This window comes from Leptospira sp. WS58.C1 (genome assembly GCF_040833995.1).
In the GTDB taxonomy this organism is placed as follows: Bacteria; Spirochaetota; Leptospiria; order Leptospirales; family Leptospiraceae; genus Leptospira_B; species Leptospira_B cinconiae.
Genome location: NZ_CP162137.1, coordinates 2692683 through 2719251, shown reverse-complemented (window position 1 = coordinate 2719251; position 26569 = coordinate 2692683). Strand labels below are relative to the sequence as shown.

The following is a 26569-nucleotide window of genomic DNA, read 5'->3' as shown; positions in this document are numbered from 1 at the left end:
ATACCTAACGCAATCAAAGAAGCCCTGGATATCCAACCTTTAGTCACCGGCGGGAAATCCGTCCGTGATGTCACAGAGGATATCCTCAAGCCGGTAGAAGCTTTCCCCACTTCCTTGTGGTGGAAGGCTTTCATTCTGGCTCTTACCATTACCGTAATCGATTTAGGTATCATCGGATACTTGGTATACGAAGGTCTTTATATCCTAGGGATTAACAATCCTGTGGGTTGGGGATTTTTTATCGTTAACTTCGTATTCTGGATCGGTATCGGTCACGCAGGAACTCTGATCTCTGCGGTTCTTTATCTGTTCCGCCAAGAGTGGAGAACCGGTATTAACCGTGCAGCAGAAGCGATGACCATCTTTGCGGTATTAACTGCTGCATCCACTTTGATCATCCACATCGGACGTCCTTGGATGGGATTCTGGTTATTCCCTTATCCGAATGAAAGAGGACCTCTTTGGGTGAACTTCAGATCTCCGCTGATCTGGGATACTTTCGCAGTTTCCACTTATTTGAGTATCTCTCTTGTTTTCTGGTATATCGGTTTGATCCCGGATATCGCTGCTGTAAGAGATAGAGCGACAACTCCTATTCGCAGAAAAGTATATGATATTCTTTCCTTCGGATGGGTCGGGTCCAACAAAGCATGGTCTCACTTAGAGACTGTTGCGATGATCCTCGCGGCTTTGTCCACACCTCTGGTTCTTTCGGTGCACACGATCGTATCCTTCGACTTCGCGGTTTCCATCGTTCCGGGATGGCACACTACGATCTTCCCTCCTTACTTCGTTGCCGGTGCGATTTTCTCCGGATTCGCGATGGTGGTTACCCTGATGGTAATCGCAAGGGAAGTCTTCCAGCTGAAAGATTATATCACCATGAAACACTTGGAAAACATGAACAAAGTGATTATGGTTACCGGTTTGATCGTAGGTCTTGCTTATTCCACCGAGTTCTTCATGGCTTGGTATTCCGGAAACGAATACGAAGGATTTACCTTTGTTAACAGGGCATTCGGACCTTACGGATGGGCATACTTCATCATGTTTAGCTGTAACGTATTTGCTCCTCAGGTGTTCTGGTCTAAAAAACTTAGAAACAGTATCCCTGTGATGTTCATCGTTTCCATCATCGTAAACATCGGTATGTGGTTCGAACGTTTCGTGATCGTAATGACATTACACGCGGACTTCTTACCTTCCAGCTGGGATAAATACATTCCGACGGTTTACGACTTCATGATGTTGCTTGGAACCTTCGGTATCTTCTTCACTATGTTCCTTCTCTTCTGTAGATTACTTCCTGTGATCGCGATCGCAGAGGTGAAAACTGTAATGCCTCATAAAGATGGAGGTCATCATTAATGTATACTCCTAAGAAAGAACAATTCCATACTTTCGAAGAAACAGAACATGGAGTTTTCGGATTATTCGATACTCCCGCTCAGATCCTAGACGCGGCTCAAAAAACAAAGGAGAAGGGTTACACCAACTTCGATTGTTTTACTCCGTATCCTGTGCATGGACTGGATGACGCGATGGGTCTTCCTCGTTCCGGACTTCCTTGGGTGACCTTCTTCATGGGACTTTTCGGATGTATCACCGGTTTCTCCATGCAGTATTTAACTCATAAATACGATTGGCCGATCAATATTTCCGGAAAAAGTTTCAACGCTTGGTTTGCGTATATTCCGATCACATTCGAGTTTACAGTGTTCATGGCTGGAATTTCCACAGCTGCAGCTTTGTTCTTCCTGGCTAAACTTCCAAAAACCGGTCGTAAGGTTTTACATCCGGACATCACTACCGACAAATTTGCACTTTGGATCCCATCCAACTCAGCGAATTATTCAGAAGGTTCAGTGACCGACTTTATCAAAGGCCTCGGCTCTAAACATGTCGAGACGGTGAAATAGGAGAATTTTGATGATTTCACTGCAAAGAATTTTTGCTCTTTCTCTCGCAGGTTTGATCCTATGGAACTGCGAGTCTAAGACTCCTCCTATGGAGTATATGCCGGACATGGCCGATTCTCCAGCAAGAGAGGCTCAGGAAGCGGATTCTAATTTTCCGAACAATACTTCCTTACGTTTGCCTCCTGTAGGAGCAGTTCCACAGGAATATTACCCTTATGAGTATGCGGGTTGGACACAATCTCTGGATGCTCTTCCTAATAAAGGACTTGCGAATCCTATCAAGGGAGATCTGGCTACTCTTCAAAAAGGGGAGATCAAATACCAAACGTATTGTAGCCCTTGTCACGGTGTTAGAGGACAAGGAAACGGAACCGTTGTAGGTCCTGCTCCACGTTTGAATATGGCTCAGGCCGACGGAAGCCCTATGGCAGCGCTGACATCTGCAAGTGCTAAGGCCTATTCCGACGGACAGATCTACCATATCATCACCGAAGGAAAAGGAGCTATGAAAAGTTACGCTTCTCAAGTTCTTCCCGAGGATCGTTGGAAAATCATATTATATGTTCGTAAATTACAAGAATACGACAATAGAACGGCTGGCAAATAATGGAAGTTAAAGTAGAACAAAACTTAATCAACTTTAAGTTGGATTCCAAAACCAGAAACGCTCTGGTCGGAATGATCTTAGTAGGTTTGGCAAGTATAGGTCTTGCGGCCTTCGGTCTTGGACATCCGGAACTTCGTCATGAAGGTGGACATTCCAATCCTGCGTGGTCCGCGTATCTGGTCGGTGTATTCTTCATTTTGGGAATTACTCTTGCAGGGATCTTCTTTACCTCATTGGCACATATCACTGGGGCTCATTGGCCGGTAACTCTGCGTAGAATTTCCGAAACCTATGGACTATTTGTTCCTGTTGCAGCGGTCCTTCTTCTCGTCCTGATCTTTGGAGCTCATGATCTTTATGAGTGGACTCACGCGGAAGCTGTAGAAGCTGATAAACTTCTAAAACATAAAAAACCGCTCTTAAACATCGGATTTTTCTCCGTGATGATCGTAGTTTTAGGGGTAGCTTGGTCCGGGTTTGGATACTTATTCTATAAGAAATCCGTAGCTCAGGACGGCGACAAAGACGTAGCACATACGCAGTTCAATGCAAAGTTAGCCGGAGGATATATCATATTCTTCGCTCTTTCTTTCTCTTTAGTTTCCATCATGTTGGTAATGTCTCTTACTCCACACTGGTTCTCCACCATGTTCGGAGTTTACTGCTTTGCAGGAGCTTATCAGGCAGGACTTTCTTCTTTCATAATCATGGCGTATTATCTGAAGAAGAAGGGATTTTTAGGAAACCTGGTGAACGAAAACCATATCCACGACTTAGGAAAATTCCTTCTCGGTTTCACCGTATTCTGGGCTTACGTCGGTTTCTCTCAGTTCATGTTGATCTGGTATGCTTCCATTCCGGAAGAAACTTTCTTCTATGAGCAAAGACTGACGGGCGGATGGGAATATCTGACTCTGGCATTGCCTGCTATCAAGTTTGCGGTTCCTTTCTTACTTCTGTTAAACCGTCCGAACAAAAGAGATATCGACTTTTTAGTGAAAGTCGCTCTTTGGGTGGTTTTCACTCAAGCTACAGAAATTTTCTGGTTGGTTTATCCTGCTAATTTTGTGGATTTCTCCTTCGGAGGATATCTGGTATCTTTAGGAGCAGTGGTTGGGACGATCGGATTATTCGGTCTGGTAGTTTTGAAAAGATTGGAAAAAGCTCCTTTGATCCCGGTGGGAGATCCGAGATTGGAAGACGCCTTACACCATCACCAATAAGGAAAAGGATCATGAAAAAATTAGCATTAAATATTACGATCCTCGGAATTGCAGCTCTCTTTTTGGGAGCTTGCTCCAACACCGCTCAAATCGTAGGGAATATCAATTGTCCTACATTAGAAAAAGATAAATTAGATCCGAAAGTCGGAATTCTTTCCGACGAGCAACCTGGTTCCGTTCAAATAGAACTCCTCCCAGTCGGAACAGTAGTAAAGGTTTACGATTATAGGAACCATTATTATATCGCAAAAAAATTGGTCCGAATCAAGACCGAAAAAAACGAGGGTTGGGTCGATCCGGTTTGTCTGGTAGTCTCTCAGAATCCGGAAGATTCCGTTTTCACATGGGGATATCGTTCCGATTATAAACCTTTCTTGGACAGAGAGGACAGAGATAGATATAATTATAAAAACGATCCAAATGCAGGCCCTGATGCAAAAGGAAAATCTGCAGACGGATTCGAATATGATATCTACAGAAACCTTCCGAAAGATAAGGTTCCTCTGGCAGATCTGGCGCCTGAGCTGAAAAAGTAAAAGAAGAACGTTCTTTTATCCGTTTCAAAATTCACAAAACCCCCTCCGGATTCGATTCGTTGGGGGATTTTTTTTGTAAAACGAGAAGGTGGAGTATGAATAAAAAGATACTGATCAGAAAATCCGCGGCAGGTTTACTCCTTCTATTTTTTTCCTGTTCCATTATTTTTCATACGATCATCATTTCCGGCGTGGTCCCTTTTTCCATAGTATGGGGAGGGAGATTGGAAACATGGGAACAGATGGTCGTTTTTGAATCGATTTCCATTCTTCTAAATTTTATCTTTTTAGCAGTGATCGCTCTCGATTCAGAATATATCAAACTGCCAGTTCCTAAATCGATTGTTCGGATATTACTTTGGATCATGATCGCGATCTTTTCTTTAAATACCCTGGGAAATATTTTTTCTTTGAACGCGACAGAAACTATCGTATTCACTCCGGTAACTTTAGTGACCGCTTTATGCGGCCTTGTTTTGGTCTTTCTCCCTTCGAAAGAAGAAGTTTGAGATTTGAATTCCTAAACGAAGTAAATTTTTTACTGGAATCTTCCCGGAAATTCGTTTAGGGTTTCCAAATGCGTTTACTGGTTTTCTCTATCTTCATTCTAATTTTATCCAACGCCTGCGCTTCTAGATATTCCCTTACCCAAACCGGCGAAGTAGGAACTCCAACAAAACAACCTACTAAAAAATTCAGGATCGCTTACTTAGGTTTTAATACGTTCAAATCTACTAAGTTAAAAAATCCGGATGGGACGGTGGACTTTGAAGCCCTTTCCGATCCGTATTCCCGCACGATCAAAGAACCTATTGGAGGAAGTTTTCCAATCCCTGGCGAGAATAAACCGAACGGAATCAGAAAGGATCTCTCTCCGGAGAGGATTTCGAAATTTGTAAAATCATTTTTAGAAGTAACCGGACCTACCGGGATCAAGGAGCTGGAAAAGTTTTTAGAGATCTCAAAAACAGGGGATAATTACACTTACTCCTTCAAAAATCTCCCCTACGATTACTATATTATGGGACTGCACTATCCAGTTTTTGAAAAGACTAGAAACATAGGTTTAAACTTTGTAACAATCTTTTCTAGTCTCTTCAGTGTGGCTACGTTAGGAATTCTCCCTTCCTACGAAGCGTATGCAGCGAATACAAAAGTCCTTGTATATGATAAAAACTTAAATCTTATAAAAGAACTGGAATATGATAATAATTACTCAGTATGGAGGGCATTATGGATCTCTCCTAATCCAAAGGAATGTGGAATAGGAAGTTTGGAATGTCTTGGAATGTTTAGCCCGACACTCGGTACGAATCCGCCTATGGTATTCGAGGCGAGTGCTCCAAAGATCAGTGCCGATCTAATCGATTTTATAAACACTCTGAAATAAGAAAAGACACCCGGGGGGACACCCCGGGATTAGAAGCTATTTAGCGAGAAGGGATGCTAGGTAACTTTTCTTATCGATAGAAGGATCGAAAATAGAAGCAGAACAAACTTTATAATTTACGGCGGTAGGACAGCTTGCCGTTCCCCCGATCTTACATCCCGATTTCTCGCATTTTTTGCGGTTTTCGGAAGTATCCGAGCCGGAATAACTGCAATAATCCCTACAATTGGAGCTCGAACCTGAGCTACAGATATAACATCCATCCGCGTAGAGACCAAGTTTAGAATGAGCGGAGAAAGCCAAGATAAGAAGCTGGACAATAATCAGTTTTTTCATAGATTCCCCAAATCCGAAATTGGATTAATAATTTATTTCCATAATTTAAACTAGTCAACCGATTAATTAGGAAAAATTTTTTCGTAAGATGGAATTAGTTTTGTATCCGATATAATCTACCGATTTACAGAAACATAAATAAAACTTACATTTTCGTGGGTTTTGCCCGGGTTTCAGACCCCCCGTTATAGGGATACGATACTCCTCCAGTGTCCCCTAACGGATAATATTTAGTAAAAAATTTTTTCCCAGGAAAGCGATTTTTCTTTAAAAAAAAGGAATCGAAAGACATTCAAAGAATAAATTATGAGTCGGTTAATTCGAAAAGAATCAATTCGCTTATTAAAATAAGTAATATTTATATTATGCAATATTATGAAAGGAATTCTAGAACTTTGGACTATATCGTTTCCAAGGAGCAGAAAAAGCATGTTATTCTGAAATATCTATTAGATCAGGAACTTTCTCTTAAGATCTATCCTTTTGATAGAAAGGCGGTTATCAAAAAGTATCTGGAAGAGGACGAAAAGATCCTGATCCGTATGCCGGAAGATTGGGAAGAAACGGGAGAGAAGAAGATCTCCTTATTCAAGATCCTCGCCAAGTATATAGAAATAGAATGTCAGTTTCTTCAAAAAGCGGAGAAGGACCTGTACCTCTTAAAGGTGGAGAGACTGGCCATTGCAAAATCGAATCGCGAAAGTCCTCGAGTTCCGGTTTCGAACGGTAAGGTAGTCGTTACTAATCTAATTACACCTAAAACGGTGATCGAAGCGAATATGTTCAATATTCCCACTTTAATAAAAGTGAATTTAGAAGATTATAAGAACCGTCTGAAAAAGAATAACACTGATAATATAGTAATTGAAGCATTCAAACCCGGTTTGGATAGGAAGTTCGAGATCGTTAAACGTTCTCGCAAATCGTTATTGTTAGAGGATACCCAAAACGTTAAGTCTTATTCGGAATCCGGGCCGGATCGTTTGGATTATTCCAAAGAGGTGGACGAAGATGTCGGTACAATGATCCGAAAATTTAAGGACCAGAAAATTGTTTCGGAACTCATCCGCCCTATCATTTACAAAAATCATTCGGATCAGCCTATCCCTATAGGTTATATATGGATACAAAGTAAGGATAAAAATTTCAGTTCGGATTATTTATCGGAGCTGGGGAAACTTTCCGACGAGGTTGTGAGCCGGATCAAAGAATCGAATACTATCAAAACTACTGAAAAATTTAAAGTTTTGGATGCTTCTCTCAAAGGGCTTAAGGTAAAGATCCACGATCCGGATCTGATCGATACTCTAACTAAGCAGAAAGACTTTATCCTGGATGTTCTCTTTAAGATGCAAGCTCCATTGACCGTGTCCGCCGCCATTCGTTGGTGGGGAAAGGATGAGGACAAAAATTTGATGATAGGTTTGGAGTTTAAGGGGAAATCGGATCATCCTGGAGAGAGGAACAGGTATATTAAGAATCTGGAATTGATGCAAAAGGGCGCTCTTTAATTCAAAAATCGAATCTTCCTTGGGGATCTATTAAGGAATCAAAATCCTTGAAGGAGGCAAATTCCGCCCAAACTTCCCTAAAAACACCGACTAACATTTTTCTATAATATTCTTTATCGAAGCCCGTAATTTTTATCCTATTCGGATAAAGTTGTAATTCTTCTTCCGGCATGTATCTTTTGTCCTTTGTTTTCGATCTTCGGTTCAATACTAAGTATTTTATCTTTTCCCCTGCCTGCACTTCTATTCCAAAATCCTTAAGTTTCATCATGGAAAGTGCAGTGGCTCCCATTACTTCGTATTCTTCCAATTCCCTGGAACTGGATTTGCGAAGTAGAAGATTTTCCGGAGGAATTCGATCCTGACGGATCATAGAATCGTATTTATAATAGATGGATAAAATTTCAGATTCGGACTTTTTTAGATCTTGGATCGTAACCTTGGTCTTCATCCATTCCAACATTTCAGTTTGGGCGTTTGTGATAAAATAAGGCAGGTCCTTTCTTCTGGCTCCTATTCCTCTACATTTCAACTTTCCGGATTGGAATCTTCCCATATATCTATTTGCCACAGGCATTTCGGAATCCTGACTGGAAGGGGGAAAAAGTAACCAAGTATAGACCCCATCCACCTCCATTCTGATCCCGGTCCTTTTTTGTATTTCTAAACACAAGGAATCCAGTTCGGTTGCGCTCAGCGGAGAAGAATTTTGATTTTTGATAAATATACTGTCGGTGATCGCATGAACGAACTCATAGCCGAATTCTTCAGCGGTTTCTTTTGCGAGAAGAAGTTTTTCTCTTCCGAATGCGTTCACTGTTTCGTGGCTTTCTAATCTTCCGAATTTTGCGTTTCTATAACCTAAGTATCCGAATGAAGTGACTAACATCCATTTTAAACTGGCTTGTTTTGCTTCATAGTCCTCCAATTGTTTTCCGGAAGTGATCTTGGACTGTTTTTTGTAATAGGCTCTTCTTTCCAATACATGTTCGAGAGCTTCGGAAACAACTCCTTTACGTTTATTGCATATACGATATCCAATATCCGGAGCTTTTGGGACTGTTTTGTCATCGGCACAACATAGGCAATTCACACATTCCGGAGAAATATTATGCATCGCCATGATACTCGGATACATCTGAGCGAAATCCAATTGTGCTACATTTTCCGTCGTTTTTCCATGACTTACATCGGGTTGGAAGACCAAACCACCTTTGTCTGCTTCTAACAATTGGAGAGCTGTCTTCGGAGCCTCTACCGCACTTTTTTGCCAAGGAACTAAATATCCTCTCCTTAAGGCCACATCGGTCTCTATATAAGTGAGCGCCTTTCCTGTGGATGCTCTTGCCATTTTTTGTATAGGAAGTCGGGAGAGTCTCGCAAGTTCCACGACTCCCATTAGATCCGCTTCCTTGTATACAAAACTATTTTTGGAATCTATATGCCATCTTCCGAATAAAGGATAAGAAGGAGCCCTAAACACTATATTCCCATACGTAAAATAACTGGTTCCTTTTGTACTTATATTTCTTCGGATGGGAGTGCTCCTATCTCTGTCTAATGCAGGCAGAAATCCGTGTTTTTGGGATTGGTAGAACAAATAAGGTAGGATGACTTGATCTCCATACCGGGTCAGAAGAATGTCCGGATCTTCTTCCCTTAATAGTATATCCAGTTTTTCTAATAGTTTTTCGGGATCCGTTCCGGAAAACTCATGGTAATCCGTGTCTGTCCTTACGATCAAAGAATTTTTTTCTATACTGATCCTGTGACTTTTTTTGAGTTCCAAATGTATTATTTTGAACTTAGGGACTTCATAGTCCATTTCCGATGGAGAATCCCCGGTTCTAATATTTACGACCCGTTTTGCTCCCGGATCTTCGGTGTAATCTATTTCCATTTTACATAAAGGAAATAGACCTTTTTGGAACATATAGCTAGTAGGAAGATCCAGATCAGAATGATAGATCTCGAATTTTCCGTAAAGAGCATATAATTTCCGACTGATCTTAGGTAAGACAGAAGGTTTGCTAATCACAATTTTTAAGACAGGAACGGTCTTATTTTCATAGAATAGATTTCTATTTTCATATACGGGAATACCTAAGATAGCATCCAGCTCGAAAAGACGTTTTACTAATTTTTTAAGTAGATCGGCTTCTCCTCTTGCATATATGATCGGATTAAATTTATCTAAAAAGAGTTGGGATCCACCTTCTTCGTTTTTTAGCCAAAGATATACCACGTCCTCCGCATGATAAACGTCGAACAGATATCCTCTGGCGGTTTGGAGATTCATTCTTGTTTCCTGATAGCTTCCGATTCTTTTTTTAATCTAAGTATTTCTTTCTTAAGATCGATCATCATCGTAAGAAGCATAATATCGATCGGATAAGGAGAAGAAGCCATCACTCCTGCCTGCACCTGGAGTTTTGCAGTTCGGATCAATTCGTCGAAAATTTCCTGGTCCGGTTTGCGAAGTCCTCTTCTGTATTGTCCAAGACTGGATTCGATATACTGCATTTGTCTGGAATATGGAATAACCGTCCTACCCATAAATAAACTCCTGTTTGGAACTTTGATCCGTTCCGATCTCGTATATAGATTTCGCTTTTCTGATCTTAAGATAAGAGTGACCTTCCACCATATTCAATTCCCAAAGATCGTCAGAGAGTGCCACTAACTTTGGGAAAATTTTTTGAAAGTTCGGGTGAGTGTATTTTGTAGATTCCACAAGGACAATCGGGATCCGTTTGGAACGCATACGTTCCAATAATAATACCAACTTTTCCAAAAGGAAGAGACCTTCGTCGTACTGAACATCTCCATCAAAGAATTGTTTGCAGGGAGCCAAAAGGAAATAGATCGTATTTTCTTTTGTCGAAGTATAGATCTCCCGTAAGGAATCCAAGATCTGATAGGGAGTAAATGCTCTCTGGACCAAAATCTTTTCCAGAAGGGCCTCTGGAGATACTCTCCTTTTTCTAGTCTCTTCTGTGATTGTGAATACGTCGAAACGAATGGCACAGTCCAAATTAAAGACCTGGAATCCGGAAACGGCAAATGCGTATTCCCAACGAAGCGCCAATTTATAGATCCCCTGTCTTCCCGTTAAAAGCCCTACATTATCCCTGCTCCAGCCTAGGACCGGGCGAAACAACTGGTCTTGGAAACCTTCCAGGGGACCTAAATACATATATACTATATAAATGATATGTTGAAATATGTAAAGTGATTTGAGGTGTAGGAATTCCAAAAAGAGGACTTTTGGGCTTTGGGCTACTTCAATTATGTCTTGTCTAAAATTATTTTACCAAATCCTTGGAGCTATGGAATCAGATCATTTCAAAACGGTCCGTGCTCGTTCTGCTGTAGATTATCTTTTTAGGACCGTTCACCAGCATCATTCTCAGCTTAGCCAGATGGCGGACCAAAAAGCGAATATTCTGATCGCGGCATCATTCGTAATCCTTTCACTATCCTTAGGATATGTCCAAAGGCCGGTCTATAGAACAGGATTACTGACCTTGATGGTATTTATAGTAATCGCGGCAAGTTTGGCTATACTCGCGGTGATGCCTACGTTCAAACAGAAAAAGAACGGTAAATCGAATCCTTTGTTTTTCGGGCATTTTGCTCCGTTGAGTGAAAAAGAATTTATGATTAAGATGGAAGAGATCGCTTCGGAAGATTCTACTTTGTATGAAGCCTTAACAAGAGATCTGTATCAGTTGGGAAAATCTCTCTACTTTACAAAATATAGATATTTGAGATGGAGTTATCGTTGTCTTTTAGTAGGAGTCACTTCATCCATGATTTTAATATTTTTGGAAATTAAAGGAATTATATAGAACTAGCTGAAAAATACTTTAAAAAGCCTACAGCGAAAAGTTTAATCCAAGGAATTGTTTGTAAAGGGTTTTGAGAAAGGTTCTATATAAAATATACATGAAAGAACAGAAAATTTCCCTCCGAACCGCAAATTACGAAGATTTGAGAACTCTCGAAGAATGGGATGAAAAGGAACATGTGATCGAGTCCGATCCGAATGATGATTGGGGTTGGGAAATCGAACTCAAACGATTCCCGGATTGGAGAGAACAATTGATTGCGGAGAAGGAAGGGATCCCGATCGGTTTCGTGCAGATCATCGACCCGCAAAGAGAAGAATCCCATTATTGGGGAGAGATCGGATCCGGTTATATGGCAATCGATATATGGCTGGGCGATGTAGAGAATTTAGGAAAAGGTTACGGAACCCAAATTATGAGGCAGGTTTTGGAAAAATGTTTTTCCAAAACTTCAGTTCATTCTGTTCTCGTGGATCCTCTTGCTAAAAATTCCAGAGCACATACGTTTTACGAAAAATTCGGATTTAAATTTCTGGAGAACCGAAGGTTCGGATCGGATGACTGTAAAGTTTATCTTTTGACCAGAGAAAATTGGGAAGGATATAAAAAATAAACTTTCAGTTCGGGACGACTGTTTCGCTTTTCTTGTTCTTCAGTCTTTTGACTAGATGATCTCTCAGCGCTAAGAAAGGTCTTTCGGTTATATAGAAGATCGGGATGCAGACTAGAAAGACAAATAGCGTAGTCAGTAATCCTACTAACAAAAAGGTTCCAAAATTCGTTAGTTCCACATTACTATTTCCGTATAATAAGAACAATGCTATTCCTGATAGACCTGCATGCCATAAATACATCGTGTAACTCACGCGAGCAATGGGCCTAAAAAAGGAAAAACTGAAAATTTTGTTCCAAAAACTACCTTTGATTAAAGCAACTATAAACAATAATCCATATCCGAACTGAAATAGGGTAAATATAAAAATGGAATTCACTTTCACCCTTGTCTGCTGAAACGAAAATAGCAAAGTGACGATTATACAAACACTGAATAAAAGATCTATTTTGATATTCCTTTGTTTAAAAAAAAGCGGTTTCCAGCGTAAGAGTTCCGCAATCAACATTCCTAAAATCAAAAAGTCAAAACGGGTTTCCGTATGGACCTCGACTAAACGTCTGTCAATTCCCCAAAAAAAATAGACGATTCTGAAAATTAATGGTAAAAAGAATAAAACTATTAATATATTTCGTCTCAAGTTTTCTGTAACTCTGAAGAGCAGAAACATACATAACGGCGGAACGACCAGATAGAACTGTTCCTCGACAGAAAGGGACCATCCATATTCAAACAATCTTTCTCTAAAATAATTTGATAGGTATAAGAAATCCCCCCATGAATTAGATAGCATGTTTTCTAATTTTTGATGGTTGAAAATGTCTGCTGTATTTGGGTTTGGTATCTTATCAAAAAGTTTATAGGTTTTTTGAGTATAAAAATAATTGATCAAAATACAAAAATAATACGCAGGCATGATCCTCAACGTTCTTTTTACATAAAAAATTTTCAGATCTAGTTTGGAGGTTTTTTCGTATTCCGCTAAAAGTCCCCCATAAATTAAAAACCCACTTAGGATAAAGAATAAATCCACGCCTGTCCGAAAATTTTGAAGAACGTGTATGAGGGTCAGTTCTTCCGTTTTAAATATTGGTCCTAGGTGAAATATAATGACTAAAAAAATGGATAGTGCCCTTAATCCGTTTAATGCGGGCAATTCGGATTCATTTTTAGAGAATAGATATTTCAATTTGAATCTCTTACGTTTTTACTTCTGACGCCGAATAACTAGGTCGGCATTAAAATATGGAAATAAAATGATCCGATATTGAAAACATATTTTTGCATTTTACATTGAACTTTCCGTTCGATTTAAATGGCATGCGTGAGAAGAGATCACAACTTAATTTGGATCGGAATAAAACGATTTAGGATTTCTCGAACGACCCGATTGAGTCTCGGTTTACCTTCGGCCTCTAGAAGTATCCAATAAGCATAGTCTATGCTAAACATATCTTTGATATTCTTCCCGACCTTGATCCATTGTTGTTCTATTCTCTTTTTCGCCTCCACGGTTAGGTTCGGATTTTTTTGGAAATTTTCCAAATAGGAATAATATTCCGAGGTGAGGGAAGCAGGTACGGGATCCTTCCACTTTCTTCCTCTTATGGTTCTTTCCGTTTCCCAGCGGAATTCGCCAAGGGTTTTGGTGACTACTAATGTAGCATTTTCCGTCATGATTATCGGAAATAACAGCCTACAGCAATCCTGGTTGCCAACACTTGTATCTTGCCAAAGGACTCCTCTGTTTCCGCTATAAGGAAGTAGGATACAATCCGCAGAAAATTCTTTTCTAAACGGATCGGTACGGCTTGGGTCCATATTGGAGATCGCGCTTACTTCTCTTTGGAAAAGGTTCGGATCTATAAGCTTAACTTTTTCTGCATTCGATAGGATTTTATCGGCGAAAGTCAGATTGGATTCTGTGGATCCGTAAAATTGATCTTCCGAAAGGATCGGGTAAGCGAAATTCGGATTTAAGGAAATACCCAACAGTCCCATATAAAGTATGTTTTCCAATTCCCAGTCCAGAATATGCAAAAGATATTCATTATTCATTATATTCTTTGCTTCCGCTTCCTGATTCCAGCGCAGGTTCGATTTTTGGATCTGATCGTAGGTCTGTCCCAGATGATTTTGGGATGGATTCTTTTTGCCTGCCAGTATCAAATTTAACCAATCAGGCAGGAGATGGACCGAGAGTTTTACTTCCCGGTATTGGTGATCGGTTGTGGAGGATTTTAGCGAGGTAATGGCTATTTCCAGATCCTCTATTCTTTTTGCGGATAGTAAACCTTCGTCCAAAAAGAAAAAATGAATAAATAAAAGTACCGGCTTAGGGACGTTGGACGTTTGAGAGCGGAATTTGATGAAGCATACCTTGTACAGACGTATTAATATTTTATAATCTTCTTGTCTATGTTTTCTACGTATTAATCCCGGGTGTTCTTGATAAGCATTTACTAATCGAGAGATCTCTTCGCAGGTGCTCGGGTGAAGGCCTGAATATTCTAAAATTTGTGCCAGACTATTTAGGTATTCGTCCGGTATGGCGCCCGGTTGAGAGGGGCCGGCTTGACTTGTCTTTGGAGTTTCAAGCCATTCTTCGCTTTTCTTTTGGTCCAATTCCGGGATTGTTTTGATCTGCAGTGTAAGATTTGTACCTTCTTGTGAGATTAATATCGCTTCGGATTTGAGCCATCGTTTACTCTCATCCGGAACTATGATCTTCATTCTTTCGTATCTGGTGAGAGAGAATGTGGCCCCTACTTTTTTAGTATAGATCCTTGCTCTTATCGCTCTGTTTAAGGAATTCTCATCCAGCTCTTGGATCCCTAATAAGGCTGGAAATCTTTCCTCTGAATCGGTTTCTAAAATTGCGGTAATGAAGTTTTTAGCTATGGCCTTATGATCTTCAATCAAATGATCCAAAGTATGTACGATCAATATGTCTTTCCATGCGGGAAGATTACTTTGTTCTGCAAGAAATTGTAAAAACTCGGGGAGAAAATATTTTCGATACCAGGAAGGGTCTTCCGCCAATCGTTTTAGATCGGAGTTATCAACCTGGTCCAAAAATGTGTGAAAAAGATTCGTGTCCTTGGAATTGAAATGATGGAGACGTAGTTTGGAAACGATCTTCGCTCTGTATTCCAATGCGAGCCGATTTTGCCTGCGTAAATAACGTTGTAAGAGGAAGATTACGGAAAATAAGAGAACTAAAAAAATCGTTCCGCTGATAACTGGAGTCCAGGAGAACTCCGGCCAAATCAGGATAGGGTTGCCGGGATCCTGACCTAATATGAGCATGTAAAAATAATAAATGGAATTATAAAGTAGTCAAGATGTTTCCAGGGTTGGAAAAAGAGGAAGAGGGAAGAATTTTAGAAGGAGAGATAACTTCTCCGGAAATTTTGTCCCGGAGAAGTCGCAAATTTTAATCCAATCTGAAATCGGTCATCGGGAACTGTTGGGTGATCTCTTTCACACCAGCCTTAACTTTTTCCTTTGTCTTTTCGTCATCAGGGTTATCTAAGAAATCGCAGATCAGATTTCCAACTTTTTCGATATCGGAAGGTTTAAGCCCTCTGGTAGTAAGTGCAGGAGTTCCTAAACGAATTCCGGAAGCGACTGCCGGAGGATTTTTGTCGAATGGGATGGCGTTTTTATTCACGGTAACTCCCACCTCATCCAATCCGTCGGCCGCTTTTGCGCCGGTCAGTCCTTTAACGGACACATCCAAAAGGACTAGATGATTGTCAGTTCCGCCGCTCACAACCCTGAATCCTCTTTTTACGAATACTTCCGCCAAAACTTTTGCGTTTTCGAGTACTGTTTCGATATACTTTTTGTAATCGGGGGTTAACGCTTCTCCGAATGCCACCGCTTTTGCGGCGATCACATGCATTAGAGGTCCACCTTGGATCCCGGGGAACACTCTGGAATTTAATACTTTCTCATTTTCTAATTTAGAAAGAATTAATCCACCTCTTGGCCCCCTGAGGGTTTTGTGAGTGGTGGTGGTAACGTAATCAAAATTATCGATCGGAGAGGGGTGATAACCTGTCGCGACTAACCCTGAAATATGCGCGATATCCGCCATCAGTTTTGCACCTACGGATCTTGCGATCTCTGCGAACTTGTCAAAATCGATCGTTCTGGAATATGCGGAAGCGCCTGCAACAATCAATTTAGGCTTATGTTCTTTTGCAAGAGCCGCCAGAGCGTCATAATCGATCGTTTCCGTTTTAGGATCTACACCGTAAGGGATCGGTTTATAATATCTTCCGCTGATATTTACAGGAGAACCATGGGTTAAATGTCCGCCATGGGCCAGGTTCATTCCTAAAAAAGAATCTCCCGGTTCTAATGTTGCCAAGAAGACCGCCATATTTGCCTGAGCACCGGAATGGGGCTGAACGTTCGCATATTCTGCTTTGAAGATCTTTTTTGCCCTTTCGATCGCCAAGGACTCGACTATGTCTGCGTTTACACACCCGTTATAATATCTTTTTCCGGGATATCCTTCTGCGTATTTATTGGTGAGCGTAGAAGTATAGGCTTCTAAGACGGATCTGGATACGAAGTTTTCGGATGCGATCATTTCCAGATTTTGTTCCTGCCTCATGTCTTCCGCTTGTAAGGCTTTGAAAATTTCGGGGTCTTGTTGGGGAAGGTATTTCATTTTTTCCTCGGTTTGAGTTTTGAGAGAATCATTCTCCCAGAATATAGCCTAGATCAGAATATTTTTCTTGAAACAGTCGACCTGCCACCTTGCGAACGTTTCGAAAGAAGGAAGGATCCGTCTCGGTACCTAGGATTTCAACCCCCAGATAATCCGCAAATAAAAGGGAAAGGTCTTGTTTGAATTTTCCCGGCGAAAAGGAGGCGGGTAAGGAGGTTACAAATTCCTCATGAGTTCTGCCCTTTCTGTATTCCGGTTCTTCCGGAGGATGGGGTAGGAGGTCCGACACCAAGGGAATAAGCCTTGGGTCCAGGATCAAGGTCCCATGCTGCACGATACAGTTCTTCTTCCTGAACTGGGCGTTACCCGAAATTTTTTTCCATACATCCGGCGAAAGTTCCAAGGCTAAGTCGGACTTGCCCTTACATTTTGTTTTGAGCCCTTGTCTATTCAATGCGGAAGATATCAAACCTAAGAATATATTATAAGAGTTGGCAACTGGATAGAGTTCAGGTTTTGCCTCTAATGAAACAAAAAGACTGAAGTTCAGATTCCATCCCGGCTCATGAACCACTGTTCCGCCACCGCTTGCTCTTCTGGCTAAATACACCGGATCTGTTGCAGATGGTTTTTTGGGGATTTGTCTTTTTTGAAATTCGGTCAGAAAACTTTCTCGGTTTTCTTCTCCTGCGCTTAGTTCCGGCTTTTCGGAAAGACCCATTATAATGGACCTCGGTCCTTCCCAAAACCGAACCCCTCCGGAATATCCTCCGGATACTAGTTGGACTGCGAGAGCCTCTTCTAAAGCTAGATTATAATAAGGTGTCCGAATGGATTTTTGGTCTAGTATAAAAGTCCGCACTTCGAGACCAGAGTCTATCGACCTATGGTTTTCGTCCATGGGTTTTGTAATTGACTGTAGTTATCTTTTATCTTTTGGAACGTTTCTCCGAATCCGACTTCCGTATTCTACTTAGGGAATAATTTCCGCATTTCGAATCGACGAAAATGAACCACGTTCCTTATATATTAAAAAAATATAATATTAAAGTGCACTTTAATATTTGTTGAACTTCGGTCTCCGTTGTTCTGTTTTTCGAAAAACGGGAACATTCTCCTTTCTTTTCTTGTCCTAATTTATAGAGCATTATGAAAAATGAATATAATTTATTTCTTGGAGAAGTTGGGACTTCTCTCCTGTTTTTTAGGAACTCAAAGAGTTTTTAATCGGTTCTGGATTTTTGTTTTGGCGATGTTTCTTTTGTTGGGAGCATGCGTTCAAGATAAGGATATCCGATCTAAAGAGTCCGGATTATACAAACCTAGCTTCGCTCTTTTTGGGGATAGTATCTCCGCCTTCTGGCCTATAGAAGAGCAGTTCCCTGAATTTGAGACTTATAAGAAGGCGTTTCCAGGTAGAAGGACTTACGAGATCCAAGAGGCCGCTAAAAACGAAACGGGAAGATATAGGTCCTGCATGTTGAACGGCGGTGTAAATGATTTCCTGAATAATTTCGAACCCACTTGGGAAGAAGTCGATGCCACTGTACAAAGACAGCTCGAGACTCTTGAGATATTGAACGACCATTGCGACTATATTATCGTTCTTAACGTATGGACAGTACAACTTCCTTGGCCTGTAAAAGCCGCGTCCATGATCAATCTAGAAATGAAGAAGAAGGTAACCTTTTTGCCGAGGATCGATCCGGAAGATCTGATCCATACGGAAATGTTATTGGACGGAGGCCATCTTACCGACGAAGGATATGGCATTCTTTCCCAAAGAGTGAGAGAATACCTTAAAGCTACTTTGCCGGAGTTCTGGTTGGAGTTCCTATTATGAAATATAGGTTATTCCTTCTTCTGGCATTCTTGAGCCCTCTTACGGAAATTTTCGCTACGGATAAAACTTCGATCCCCTATCCGGTCTGGGGGCAATCTGTCGGAGTATATAATATTTTTGTAATTAGCGCGGATGCAAAAGAATACAGGAATTCTAAGGATTATGATCGGAATCGTAAGATTTCTTTGGATGGAGAATTGAAACTGGGGGATCATTTTTCAATTTCTGCTGGTTACGGATATGTGGACCAATATGCCACACAAGCAACTACTTGGAGCGGTTGGGACAGATGGAGAGCGGGTTTAAAAACGTTTTTCACTTTAGGAATATTTTCAATAGGAGGAGGTGTGAACGTTTACGGACCTTCTGCATCCGAGCCATGGATCGGAGAAAGAAATCCGGAGCTTCTTTTGGTCCGTCCTCATTTGGGATTTGTTTTAGATTTTGGTAAAACTAAGTTCCAGGCTTTCGGTTTATACGAAAGAGAGACAGATTCCAAATTTAGAGATCCGGTCCAAGATAAATATTATCGTTATATGGAAGCGGGTGCCACTCTTTCTTATGAAACAAATTCGAATTGGATCCTAGTTCTGGAAGCCACCTATCGTATGGCAGTCGAAAATACGATCCCCACTCCTCGTTCCGATTCATTCAATCTTCATCCGGGAGTCCAGTATAAGATAGGAGACGGCGGGAGAGTTTTTTTTAGCGGATTGTATGGAATGAGAAAGGATAATACCTACGATCAGGGTTTTAAACTGGGTTATCAGCAGATGTTTTTATGGTAAGCTTAAGTAAAGAGTTTAAATTGTCGCAAGCGAGATCGCTAAGGCAAGAGATGTTCAAGAAGTTGCCGGCTTTTTTTCTCTATGTGCTTCTGTGGGACTCTGCACGAAATCAATCCTTCGCCTCGTAATATTTACTCGAAGCTTCTTTCAGGAATTTTTTCTCTTTTTTGTTCAGAGCATTCATCCCTTCTTTGGAAATTTTTTCTAAAAGACGGTCCACTTCTTCTTTAGCTTCTTCTCTGGTTTTCATCTCTTCTTGCCAGCGGACCATTTTTCTTTTTTGTCTCCATCTGGAAAATGAGAAGCTAGGGAGTTTTATCCCGAATCTATATTTTATTTTCGTATAATATAGGAAATAGAGTCCACCGGCCGCGAATCCACCCAATCCGCTTGCGATCGGTGTTCCTGCTTGTAATCCTAAAATTACCAGAACGGCCAGGATAATCATGGCAAGATACTTTGCTTTGATAGGAAAGATCCCCCAAAACAATAACTCTCTATTCGGCCAAATTAACGCATAAGCAGTGATTAACCCGTATAGAACGGAGGAAATCCCTAATACGGTCCCTTGTTGATACCCTATAAGAGAAGCGAATATCGCAGCAACTCCGCCTCCGAAGATACAAAACATGAAATAACGTAAAAAATTCCTGGTCCCCCAGTGAGACTCCAATGCGGAGCCGAACATCCAAAATGCAAACATCTCGAATAAGAATCCGATCAACATATTTGGGGTGTGAAAGAAGCTGTATGTGAGTAACTGCCAGCCGAAAAATTTTTCTAAGACGAGGCCGGGAGTCAGACCGAATAATCCCAGGATGCCCAAAAGAACGGAAGGGGCAGCCAGGCTCAGAATGAACTCTATCCCGAAAATCGCTATGTTTAATATCAGAAGTTTACGAACGAGGGGAGAGGTTGAGACACCGAATCCGCTAGAGAAAGACGCCATTGACTCCCTAGTTTTCTTTTTTCCTTTCGAACGACAACCTAAATCCGGATTTTGTTTCCTTTGACAGTTTGGGGGAAATATAGTAAATGTTCCTAAGATGGAAATCTTCTTGTACGGAGTCCGGGGGTCTATTCCTGCCCCCTTATCGAATGAGGAATACAGGGAGAAAGTAATTTCCATTTTGAGACTGGTCGCCAAGTCGGAGGGAAAAGCGTTCTCTTCTCCCGAAGAATGGTTCGACGGGTTGCCTGAACCTTTGAATTATATAGTCGGTGGAAACACTACCTGTGTTCGGATCATCGGAGCTTCCGGGGTAGAACTGGTTGTGGATTTGGGTACCGGGGCGAGAATTCTGGGAGAGGATCTAGTCCGAGGTAAATTCGGGCAAGGGAAGGGAGAAGCATCCGTATTTTTCACTCATACTCATTGGGATCATATCCATGGGATCCCGTTTTTCAAACCGCTATACATTCCCGGAAATAAATTCAGTTTTTATTCTCCCTTAGAAGATCTGCCGGAAAGATTAAAATACCAGCAAGAACCCAGATTTTTCCCCATCCATTTCGATCATTTCGGTTCAGAAAGAAATTTCCATAGGCTCCAAAAGGGAGAGATCCTGGAAATCGGCGGTGTGAAAGTGGAATGGCTCGCTCTCAAACATCCGGGAGGCTCCATCGCCTATAAATTTACCGAAAACGGAAAAAGTTTTATTTTTGCCACGGATGCGGAATACAACGGTGAGGATTTTCCTTTGATCCAGGAGCAAAAACCGTTCTTCAAAGGTGCGGATCTTCTGGTCTTGGACGCTCAATACACACTGGACGAATCCTTCCAAAAATTCGATTGGGGCCATACCTCTTACACTATGGCAGTCAATTGTGCTTCTTCCTGGGAGGTTAAAAAACTGGCCTTGACCCACCATGAACCCGCCTATTCGGACGAAATTTTAGCCATCATCTTGGATGACGCCAGAACCCATGCTGAAAATCTTGGAGCTAAGGACCTATCCATAGTCTTGGCTAGGGAAGGAATAAAATTCGAACTCGTATGAATCTATTTAGCGAAGGAATTCACAGAGCTACAAAAACACTTTTGATCTTAGCCTTATTGGGCGGTCTGTTTTTCGGATACATCATCGCAGAAGTCGACGAGGGGGGGGAGCTTGCGATCCTGGCCTCCTATCAACCTACTACTCCGACTCGGTTGTACGATACTAATGGGATCGTGTATGCGGAATTGTATCGCCATAAACAGCAACTTCTAAAATACCAAGATATTCCTCCTCATGTGATCCAAGCCTTCCTTTCCGTTGAGGATAATAACTTTTTCAATCACTTCGGGATAGATTTCTCCGCAATCCTTCGCGCGGCGGCAGTTAACGTGATCTCCGGTAGGATCAAACAAGGTGGATCCACTCTTACACAACAGCTAGCTAAAACCGTTTTGAATAATCGGAAAAAATCCTTTATCCGCAAATTCGTAGAGGCTTTGTTCACTCTTCAGATCGAACAGGAATATTCCAAAGAAGAAATATTAGAAATTTATTTTAACCTAATATACCTAGGACACGGAACGACAGGGCTTGCTTCCGCGGCCGACGTATATTTCCATAAGGATGTGTCGGATCTGGATGTGGCGGAAGCTGCACTTCTTTCGAGACTTCCTAAGGCGCCGGTGGACTATTCTCCGTATAAAAATCCTGCCGCTTCTAAAAGGGCTCATATAGAAGTTCTAAAACTTATGGCTTCTCAGGGATTTATTCCGGAAGATAAGGTCCAGACCATCCACGATGAATTCTGGGAAAAATACTGGCCGATCGTAATCACTCAATCGCCTTCTCAATCCACCTGGGGAACCAAACTGAATAGAGCTCCCCATTTTACCGAATTCGTAAGGCAGAGATTATTAAAAGAATTGGGAGAGGATCGGATCTACAGCGGTGGTTTAAAAATTTACACCACTCTGGATATCCGCAAACAGGAGATCGCTCAAGACGAACTTCGTAAGGCTCTCAAAAAACACGACGATCTAGTTTCCGGCGTTACCGTGAATTATGCGGGAGGCGCGGACAGAGGTCTTGTAGGTCTTTATAATTTTATCGGTTCCTTATTCCCTGTGGCTCCTCCTTTTGTGAGTCGCTTGGATGATAAGGCAAATTTCAGGGTCGCATTGGAAAAAGAACTTATCGATTCAGCGGATGTTCTCAGTTTACTTCTTCCTGCGGATAATGAATCTGCTGCTTTTACTGAATTCCAAAAAAGGACCGCAGTATTCGGTAAGAACCTTCACGTAGAAGGCGCTGCGATCACGATTGATCATACCAACGGCTATATAGAAACGATGGTCGGAGGATATGAATTTACTCCTAAAAACCAGTTCAATCGTGCGGTGCAGGCAAGAAGGCAGACCGGCTCTTCTTTCAAACCGTTCGTGTATGGCGCTGCCATTGCGGAAAGGGTTGTCGGTTCCGGAACTGGGATCATGGACGCACCTCTCACTACCTTAACGGAAGAAGGAGAAGGTTGGTCTCCTCAGGACTTCGACGGAGACTTCCAAGGTATGGTTCCTCTTTCCAGAGCTCTTTCTATGTCCTTAAACATCGTTTCCGTTCAGGTTCTTTTGCGAACCGGGGCCGATGCGGTCATCGATTTTGCTTCTCGTTTAACAAAGGCTGATAAAAGTAGATTTGTCCCAAGTCCTGCTCTTGCGTTGGGAATCGCTGAGTTGAGTCCTTATGAAATGGCGGTGGGGTATTCTATCATCGCAAACAAGGGAAGGAACGTGATCCCGCTTTCCGTTCGATATGTGATCGATCAGTCAGGAAACGTAATTTATAATGAAGAGTTAAAGGTCCGGGAAGAATTGGATAAGCAGGCAGAAGACGGTTCCATTCAGATTATCAGCGAGGGAACTGCCTATATTCTTCGTAAAATGTTGACCATGGTTGCGATGGGAGGAACTGCAGCGAACGGGCTTCATTCTCCCGACCAAGGAAATTATAAGGGGATCGCGGCAGGAAAAACCGGATCCACTTCTTCTTTTACGAATGCCTGGTACTGTGGATTCGATCCTAAGTTGACCACTGTGATTTGGTTAGGATTTGATAAGAGTTCTATTTCACTCGGGAGAGGGCAGGCTGCAGGGGTTCTTGCGGTTCCTATTTGGGGAAAAATGTACCGTCGTTTTTATAACGGTGAAAATTATCCGACTTTCGAGGATGAGCACGGTTTAGATCCGCAACCGGAAGAAGTACAAGGTGGAGGAACCTGCGCGTATAATGGATTGTCTCCTAAGCCCGGAGTATGTCCGGTTACCCAGAACCTGACCTTAAAGCCGATTACTGTAGCAGGTGTGACAAAATCCGTCCAAGCAAACCGCCAATGCGACGGAGATCGGGACCATCATAAGTCGATCGATTTCAGAGAATTCCTGCAGTTGGAATACCAGATCAGCGACGAAGAGATCGGAAAAACGGAACGTAAGTTTAAACCGCAAGCGGACTGAAAAATCGAGTGTGATTTCGGGAAAATTCGTCCAAAACACCGATTTGACAAGAACGGCTTTACAGAATTTTTCCGCTTTCCGAAAGTGAAATGGAGGCGGTCCCGGAATGGGACGTATACACCGACCTCCGTAGGATCAAGATGTCGATAGAGATCAAGGTTCCCGAAATGGGTGAATCCATTACGGAAGCAACAATAGCAAACTGGGTAAAAAAAGAAGGCGAGCGAGTAGAACAGGACGAGGTCCTGGTGGAATTGGAAACCGATAAGGTGACCATGGAGGTACCGGCCCCCTCGGCGGGTGTGCTCCAAAAAATTAATAAGAAACCGGGGGAGACGGTCAAGATCAAAGAAGTGATCGGAATCATTGACCCTTCTGCCTCTGCAAAAAGCGCTCCTACTTCCAGCACTCCTTCCTCAACGAATACAACACCAACGAACACGATAAGCGCAACACAGAACGATACACTTTCTCCTGCTGTTCGCAAATTGATAGATGATAACGGATTAAATCCTGCTTCTATCTCCGGTTCCGGAAAGAACGGACAGATTACCAAAGAAGACGTGTTAAACGCAATTGCAAACAAACAGTCGGCACCTGCTGTAGCGGTTTCCGCAGCTTCCTCAGCGCCAAAGTCAGCTCCTTCTCCCGAAATCCCTAAAGCGGTTCCTGCCGCTTCCAGAGGAAATCTTCCGAGAGAGAACATAGTTCCGATGACGAAACTTCGCCAGACGATCGCGAATCGTTTGGTTTCCGCTCAACATAACGCGGCTCACTTGACCACTTTTAACGAAGTGGATATGAGCGCGGTCATGGATCTTCGTACTAAATACAAGGACAAGTTCAAGGACGCGCATAACGTAGGTCTTGGATTTATGAGTTTCTTCACCAAGGCGGTGATCGGAGCGCTTAAACATGTTCCTGCGATCAACGCCGAGATCAGAGGGACCGATATCGTATACAAAAACTATTACGATATCGGCGTAGCAGTGGGCGGTCCCAAAGGTTTGGTGGTCCCGATCGTTAGGGATGCGGATCTTCTGACCTTTGCTCAAATAGAATCCGAGATCGTAAGACTTGCGAACAAGGTGAAGGATGGAAAAATAGATCTTTCCGATATGGAAGGTGGAACTTTCACTATTTCCAACGGTGGGATCTACGGCTCTATGATGTCCACACCTATTCTGAATCCTCCTCAAAGTGGTATATTGGGACTTCATAATATTGTAAAACGTGCGGTAGTAGTGAACGATCAGATCGTGATCCGACCTATGATGTATGTGGCTCTTTCTTACGATCACAGGATCGTGGACGGAAAAGAAGCGGTTACTTTCCTGGTGAAAGTAAAAGAAGCGATCGAAGATCCGACTCGTCTTCTTTTGGATGTTTAAGGAAGTCTAATAGATATGGCGGAACAATACGACGTACTCGTGATCGGATCGGGACCCGGAGGTTATGTGGGCGCGATCCGAGCGGCTCAACTCGGGCTCAAAACAGGGATCATCGAAAAAAGAAAAACTTTGGGGGGAACCTGCTTAAACGTGGGTTGTATCCCTTCTAAGGCGCTTTTGGATTCTTCGGAAGAATATCATAAGGTCTTACATAAGACCGATGTTCATGGGATTGGAGTTGGTAAAGTCACTCTGGACCTAAACAAACTTATGGAGCGCAAGAACACCATCGTCAAAGAAGTCACGGACGGTGTGGATTACTTGATGAAAAAGAACAAGATCACTCGTTATGAGGGTTTTGGTAAATTGCTCGGCGGGGGCCAGGTAGAAGTTGCCTTGGTCGATGGCAAAAAAGAAGTTTTAAGCGCCAAACATATCGTTCTGGCGACCGGCTCCGTTCCGATAGATATTCCGAGTCTGCCTGTGGACGGAAAAACGATCATCACTTCCGACCACGCAATCGATCTACGAACAGTTCCTAAAAGACTGGTAGTGATCGGTGCAGGTGTTATAGGTTTAGAGCTTGGTTCCGTTTGGGGAAGGCTCGGAGCGGAAGTGACGGTAGTGGAACTCCTACCTGGACTTCTTCCTACTGTGGACCGTTCTTTCGGTAGTTTATTACAGAGAAGTCTGGAATCCCAAGGTTTTAATTTCTTATTCGAACATAAAGTATTAGGAGCGACTGCTTCTAAATCAGGTGCTAAAGTAAAGATTGCGGCCCCCGATGGAAAAGAGTCCGAATTGGATGCGGATGTTGTACTTGTGGCTGTCGGCCGAAAGCCGTTTATCGATGGGATCGGATTGGAAGCGGCAGGGGTCGAATTAACGGAAAGAAAAAGGATTAAGGTAGATTCTCATTTTCAAACGAGCGCTGCCGGTATCTACGCGATTGGGGACGTGATCGACGGACCTATGCTTGCTCATAAGGCGGAAGAAGAAGGTGTTGCACTTGCGGAATTACTCGCGGGTCAATCCGGACACGTTAATTACGCTGCGGTTCCAAGCATTATCTATACCTGGCCGGAAATGGCTTGGGTAGGAAAAGGGGAAGAGGAACTCAAAAGCGCAGGTGTGGAATACAAAGTCGGTAAGTCATTATTCAAGCCGAATGCAAGAGCAAAGGCCATGAATGAAGCGGAAGGCCAAGTTAAAATTTTAGCAGATAAAAAAACGGATAAGGTATTGGGAGCGTTTGTGTTCGGGCCTAGAGCCTCGGATATGATCGCTGAGCTTGCGGTTGCTGTAGAGTTCGGTGCTTCTTCGGAAGATATAGCACGTTCCTTCCATGCGCATCCTACATTGTCCGAAGTCGTAAAAGAGGCCGCCATGGCCGTAGACAAGTGGGCAATTCACGCTTAGGGGAG

The 26569-nt window shown here is 42.3% G+C and carries 25 protein-coding genes; 16 read left to right on the top strand and 9 right to left on the bottom strand.

Features of this window, described 5'->3' with window-relative positions:
* The 7 genes from nrfD to AB3N61_RS12395 all read left to right on the top strand — a co-directional run bounded on the left by nrfD (position 1) and on the right by AB3N61_RS12395 (position 5675).
* Positions 1 to 1368, top strand: coding sequence for an NrfD/PsrC family molybdoenzyme membrane anchor subunit (gene nrfD, locus AB3N61_RS12425; protein WP_085988907.1), 1368 nt, complete (start codon positions 1 to 3; stop codon positions 1366 to 1368).
* Positions 1368 to 1919 (top strand): DUF3341 domain-containing protein, encoded by a 552-nt coding sequence (locus AB3N61_RS12420; protein ID WP_020768865.1) that lies wholly within the window; start codon positions 1368 to 1370, stop codon positions 1917 to 1919. The genes nrfD and AB3N61_RS12420 overlap by 1 nt, the downstream gene beginning before the upstream one ends.
* A 10-nt stretch (positions 1920 to 1929) precedes the next feature.
* Positions 1930 to 2526, top strand: coding sequence for a c-type cytochrome (locus AB3N61_RS12415; RefSeq protein WP_367897738.1), 597 nt, complete (start codon positions 1930 to 1932; stop codon positions 2524 to 2526).
* Positions 2526 to 3749: a hypothetical protein gene (locus AB3N61_RS12410; RefSeq protein ID WP_367897737.1), complete on the top strand. Its 1224-nt coding sequence runs from the start codon at positions 2526 to 2528 to the stop codon at positions 3747 to 3749. Before AB3N61_RS12415 ends, AB3N61_RS12410 begins: the two co-directional genes overlap by 1 nt.
* An 11-nt stretch (positions 3750 to 3760) precedes the next feature.
* A complete protein-coding gene (locus AB3N61_RS12405; RefSeq protein ID WP_020768867.1) occupies positions 3761 to 4285 on the top strand; it encodes an Lsa16 family lipoprotein adhesin in 525 nt (174 codons plus the stop codon).
* A 95-nt stretch (positions 4286 to 4380) separates the two neighbouring features.
* Positions 4381 to 4794: a hypothetical protein gene (locus tag AB3N61_RS12400; RefSeq protein ID WP_036089099.1), complete on the top strand. Its 414-nt coding sequence runs from the start codon at positions 4381 to 4383 to the stop codon at positions 4792 to 4794.
* 68 nt (positions 4795 to 4862) lie between these two features.
* Entirely contained in the window at positions 4863 to 5675 is an 813-nt protein-coding gene (locus AB3N61_RS12395; protein ID WP_367897736.1) for an Lp29 family lipoprotein, read from the top strand.
* A 36-nt stretch (positions 5676 to 5711) separates the two neighbouring features.
* Here the strand turns inward: AB3N61_RS12395 and AB3N61_RS12390 are convergent, their stop codons facing one another.
* Entirely contained in the window at positions 5712 to 6011 is a 300-nt protein-coding gene (locus tag AB3N61_RS12390) for a hypothetical protein (RefSeq protein ID WP_367897735.1), read from the bottom strand.
* Positions 6012 to 6376: 365 nt separating this feature from the next.
* Here AB3N61_RS12390 and AB3N61_RS12385 point away from each other — a divergent pair, with 365 nt between their 5' ends.
* Positions 6377 to 7522, top strand: a complete 1146-nt coding sequence (locus AB3N61_RS12385) for a DUF1577 domain-containing protein (protein WP_367897734.1) — start codon at positions 6377 to 6379, stop codon at positions 7520 to 7522.
* A 1-nt stretch (position 7523) separates the two neighbouring features.
* On the opposite strand, the gene AB3N61_RS12380 is transcribed toward AB3N61_RS12385, so the two are convergent.
* From AB3N61_RS12380 to AB3N61_RS12370, 3 genes are read right to left on the bottom strand one after another with little or no spacing between them, the layout of a single operon-like run.
* Positions 7524 to 9821: a DNA polymerase domain-containing protein gene (locus tag AB3N61_RS12380; protein WP_367897733.1), complete on the bottom strand. Its 2298-nt coding sequence runs from the start codon at positions 9819 to 9821 to the stop codon at positions 7524 to 7526.
* Entirely contained in the window at positions 9818 to 10078 is a 261-nt protein-coding gene (locus AB3N61_RS12375; protein ID WP_020768937.1) for a hypothetical protein, read from the bottom strand. Before AB3N61_RS12375 ends, AB3N61_RS12380 begins: the two co-directional genes overlap by 4 nt.
* Positions 10071 to 10718, bottom strand: a complete 648-nt coding sequence (locus AB3N61_RS12370) for a hypothetical protein (protein WP_367897732.1) — start codon at positions 10716 to 10718, stop codon at positions 10071 to 10073. The genes AB3N61_RS12375 and AB3N61_RS12370 overlap by 8 nt, the downstream gene beginning before the upstream one ends.
* A 133-nt stretch (positions 10719 to 10851) precedes the next feature.
* On the opposite strand from AB3N61_RS12370, the gene AB3N61_RS12365 reads away from it, so the two are divergent.
* Positions 10852 to 11373, top strand: coding sequence for a Pycsar system effector family protein (locus AB3N61_RS12365; RefSeq protein WP_232420960.1), 522 nt, complete (start codon positions 10852 to 10854; stop codon positions 11371 to 11373).
* Positions 11374 to 11470: 97 nt separating this feature from the next.
* A complete protein-coding gene (locus AB3N61_RS12360) occupies positions 11471 to 11986 on the top strand; it encodes a GNAT family N-acetyltransferase (protein ID WP_020768847.1) in 516 nt (171 codons plus the stop codon).
* A 4-nt stretch (positions 11987 to 11990) separates the two neighbouring features.
* Here AB3N61_RS12360 and AB3N61_RS12355 read toward each other — a convergent pair whose 3' ends face one another.
* The 4 genes from AB3N61_RS12355 to AB3N61_RS12340 all read right to left on the bottom strand — a co-directional run bounded on the left by AB3N61_RS12355 (position 11991) and on the right by AB3N61_RS12340 (position 17532).
* On the bottom strand, positions 11991 to 13175 hold the full coding sequence (locus AB3N61_RS12355; RefSeq protein WP_367897731.1) for an acyltransferase family protein: 1185 nt from the start codon (positions 13173 to 13175) through the stop codon (positions 11991 to 11993).
* A 146-nt stretch (positions 13176 to 13321) separates the two neighbouring features.
* Positions 13322 to 15295: a hypothetical protein gene (locus AB3N61_RS12350; RefSeq protein WP_367897730.1), complete on the bottom strand. Its 1974-nt coding sequence runs from the start codon at positions 15293 to 15295 to the stop codon at positions 13322 to 13324.
* Positions 15296 to 15422: 127 nt separating this feature from the next.
* The gene (gene glyA / locus AB3N61_RS12345) at positions 15423 to 16670 is read right to left on the bottom strand and encodes a serine hydroxymethyltransferase (RefSeq protein WP_020768801.1); all 1248 of its coding nucleotides are present in this window, start codon (positions 16668 to 16670) and stop codon (positions 15423 to 15425) included.
* 28 nt (positions 16671 to 16698) lie between these two features.
* Positions 16699 to 17532, bottom strand: a complete 834-nt coding sequence (locus AB3N61_RS12340) for a biotin/lipoate A/B protein ligase family protein (RefSeq protein WP_367899098.1) — start codon at positions 17530 to 17532, stop codon at positions 16699 to 16701.
* A gap of 294 nt (positions 17533 to 17826) precedes the next feature.
* Here AB3N61_RS12340 and AB3N61_RS12335 point away from each other — a divergent pair, with 294 nt between their 5' ends.
* Complete coding sequence (locus AB3N61_RS12335) at positions 17827 to 18513, top strand: SGNH/GDSL hydrolase family protein (RefSeq protein ID WP_367897729.1); 687 nt, start codon at positions 17827 to 17829, stop codon at positions 18511 to 18513.
* Positions 18510 to 19301, top strand: a complete 792-nt coding sequence (locus tag AB3N61_RS12330) for a hypothetical protein (protein ID WP_367897728.1) — start codon at positions 18510 to 18512, stop codon at positions 19299 to 19301. Before AB3N61_RS12335 ends, AB3N61_RS12330 begins: the two co-directional genes overlap by 4 nt.
* A 109-nt stretch (positions 19302 to 19410) precedes the next feature.
* Here AB3N61_RS12330 and AB3N61_RS12325 read toward each other — a convergent pair whose 3' ends face one another.
* Entirely contained in the window at positions 19411 to 20250 is an 840-nt protein-coding gene (locus AB3N61_RS12325; RefSeq protein ID WP_367897727.1) for a rhomboid family intramembrane serine protease, read from the bottom strand.
* A gap of 97 nt (positions 20251 to 20347) precedes the next feature.
* Between AB3N61_RS12325 and AB3N61_RS12320 the strand changes: the two genes are divergently transcribed.
* The 4 genes from AB3N61_RS12320 to lpdA all read left to right on the top strand — a co-directional run bounded on the left by AB3N61_RS12320 (position 20348) and on the right by lpdA (position 26564).
* Positions 20348 to 21301 carry an MBL fold metallo-hydrolase gene (locus AB3N61_RS12320; protein WP_367897726.1) on the top strand — a complete coding sequence of 318 codons (954 nt, stop codon included), beginning with the start codon at positions 20348 to 20350 and terminating at the stop codon, positions 21299 to 21301.
* Positions 21298 to 23754 (top strand): penicillin-binding protein 1A, encoded by a 2457-nt coding sequence (locus tag AB3N61_RS12315; RefSeq protein WP_020768979.1) that lies wholly within the window; start codon positions 21298 to 21300, stop codon positions 23752 to 23754. The genes AB3N61_RS12320 and AB3N61_RS12315 overlap by 4 nt, the downstream gene beginning before the upstream one ends.
* A 140-nt stretch (positions 23755 to 23894) precedes the next feature.
* Positions 23895 to 25145 carry a 2-oxoglutarate dehydrogenase complex dihydrolipoyllysine-residue succinyltransferase gene (odhB, locus tag AB3N61_RS12310; protein WP_036089137.1) on the top strand — a complete coding sequence of 417 codons (1251 nt, stop codon included), beginning with the start codon at positions 23895 to 23897 and terminating at the stop codon, positions 25143 to 25145.
* Positions 25146 to 25160: 15 nt separating this feature from the next.
* Positions 25161 to 26564 carry a dihydrolipoyl dehydrogenase gene (gene lpdA, locus AB3N61_RS12305; protein WP_367897725.1) on the top strand — a complete coding sequence of 468 codons (1404 nt, stop codon included), beginning with the start codon at positions 25161 to 25163 and terminating at the stop codon, positions 26562 to 26564.
* Positions 26565 to 26569: the final 5 nt, after the last annotated feature.

Excerpts from the sequence above, each read along its gene's own strand:
- AB3N61_RS12420 (WP_020768865.1), top strand. The coding sequence starts at position 1,368 with ATGTATACTCCTAAGAAAGAACAATTCCATACTTTCGAAGAAACAGAA.
- AB3N61_RS12415 (WP_367897738.1), top strand. The coding sequence starts at position 1,930 with ATGATTTCACTGCAAAGAATTTTTGCTCTTTCTCTCGCAGGTTTGATC.
- AB3N61_RS12410 (WP_367897737.1), top strand. The coding sequence starts at position 2,526 with ATGGAAGTTAAAGTAGAACAAAACTTAATCAACTTTAAGTTGGATTCC.
- AB3N61_RS12405 (WP_020768867.1), top strand. The coding sequence starts at position 3,761 with ATGAAAAAATTAGCATTAAATATTACGATCCTCGGAATTGCAGCTCTC.
- AB3N61_RS12400 (WP_036089099.1), top strand. The coding sequence starts at position 4,381 with ATGAATAAAAAGATACTGATCAGAAAATCCGCGGCAGGTTTACTCCTT.
- AB3N61_RS12395 (WP_367897736.1), top strand. The coding sequence starts at position 4,863 with ATGCGTTTACTGGTTTTCTCTATCTTCATTCTAATTTTATCCAACGCC.
- AB3N61_RS12390 (WP_367897735.1), bottom strand. The coding sequence starts at position 6,011 with ATGAAAAAACTGATTATTGTCCAGCTTCTTATCTTGGCTTTCTCCGCT.
- AB3N61_RS12385 (WP_367897734.1), top strand. The coding sequence starts at position 6,377 with ATGCAATATTATGAAAGGAATTCTAGAACTTTGGACTATATCGTTTCC.
- AB3N61_RS12380 (WP_367897733.1), bottom strand. The coding sequence starts at position 9,821 with ATGAATCTCCAAACCGCCAGAGGATATCTGTTCGACGTTTATCATGCG.
- AB3N61_RS12375 (WP_020768937.1), bottom strand. The coding sequence starts at position 10,078 with ATGGGTAGGACGGTTATTCCATATTCCAGACAAATGCAGTATATCGAA.
- AB3N61_RS12370 (WP_367897732.1), bottom strand. The coding sequence starts at position 10,718 with ATGTATTTAGGTCCCCTGGAAGGTTTCCAAGACCAGTTGTTTCGCCCG.
- AB3N61_RS12365 (WP_232420960.1), top strand. The coding sequence starts at position 10,852 with ATGGAATCAGATCATTTCAAAACGGTCCGTGCTCGTTCTGCTGTAGAT.
- AB3N61_RS12360 (WP_020768847.1), top strand. The coding sequence starts at position 11,471 with ATGAAAGAACAGAAAATTTCCCTCCGAACCGCAAATTACGAAGATTTG.
- AB3N61_RS12350 (WP_367897730.1), bottom strand. The coding sequence starts at position 15,295 with ATGCTCATATTAGGTCAGGATCCCGGCAACCCTATCCTGATTTGGCCG.
- glyA (WP_020768801.1), bottom strand. The coding sequence starts at position 16,670 with ATGAAATACCTTCCCCAACAAGACCCCGAAATTTTCAAAGCCTTACAA.
- AB3N61_RS12335 (WP_367897729.1), top strand. The coding sequence starts at position 17,827 with ATGAATATAATTTATTTCTTGGAGAAGTTGGGACTTCTCTCCTGTTTT.
- AB3N61_RS12330 (WP_367897728.1), top strand. The coding sequence starts at position 18,510 with ATGAAATATAGGTTATTCCTTCTTCTGGCATTCTTGAGCCCTCTTACG.
- AB3N61_RS12325 (WP_367897727.1), bottom strand. The coding sequence starts at position 20,250 with ATGGCGTCTTTCTCTAGCGGATTCGGTGTCTCAACCTCTCCCCTCGTT.
- AB3N61_RS12320 (WP_367897726.1), top strand. The coding sequence starts at position 20,348 with ATGGAAATCTTCTTGTACGGAGTCCGGGGGTCTATTCCTGCCCCCTTA.
- AB3N61_RS12315 (WP_020768979.1), top strand. The coding sequence starts at position 21,298 with ATGAATCTATTTAGCGAAGGAATTCACAGAGCTACAAAAACACTTTTG.
- odhB (WP_036089137.1), top strand. The coding sequence starts at position 23,895 with ATGTCGATAGAGATCAAGGTTCCCGAAATGGGTGAATCCATTACGGAA.
- lpdA (WP_367897725.1), top strand. The coding sequence starts at position 25,161 with ATGGCGGAACAATACGACGTACTCGTGATCGGATCGGGACCCGGAGGT.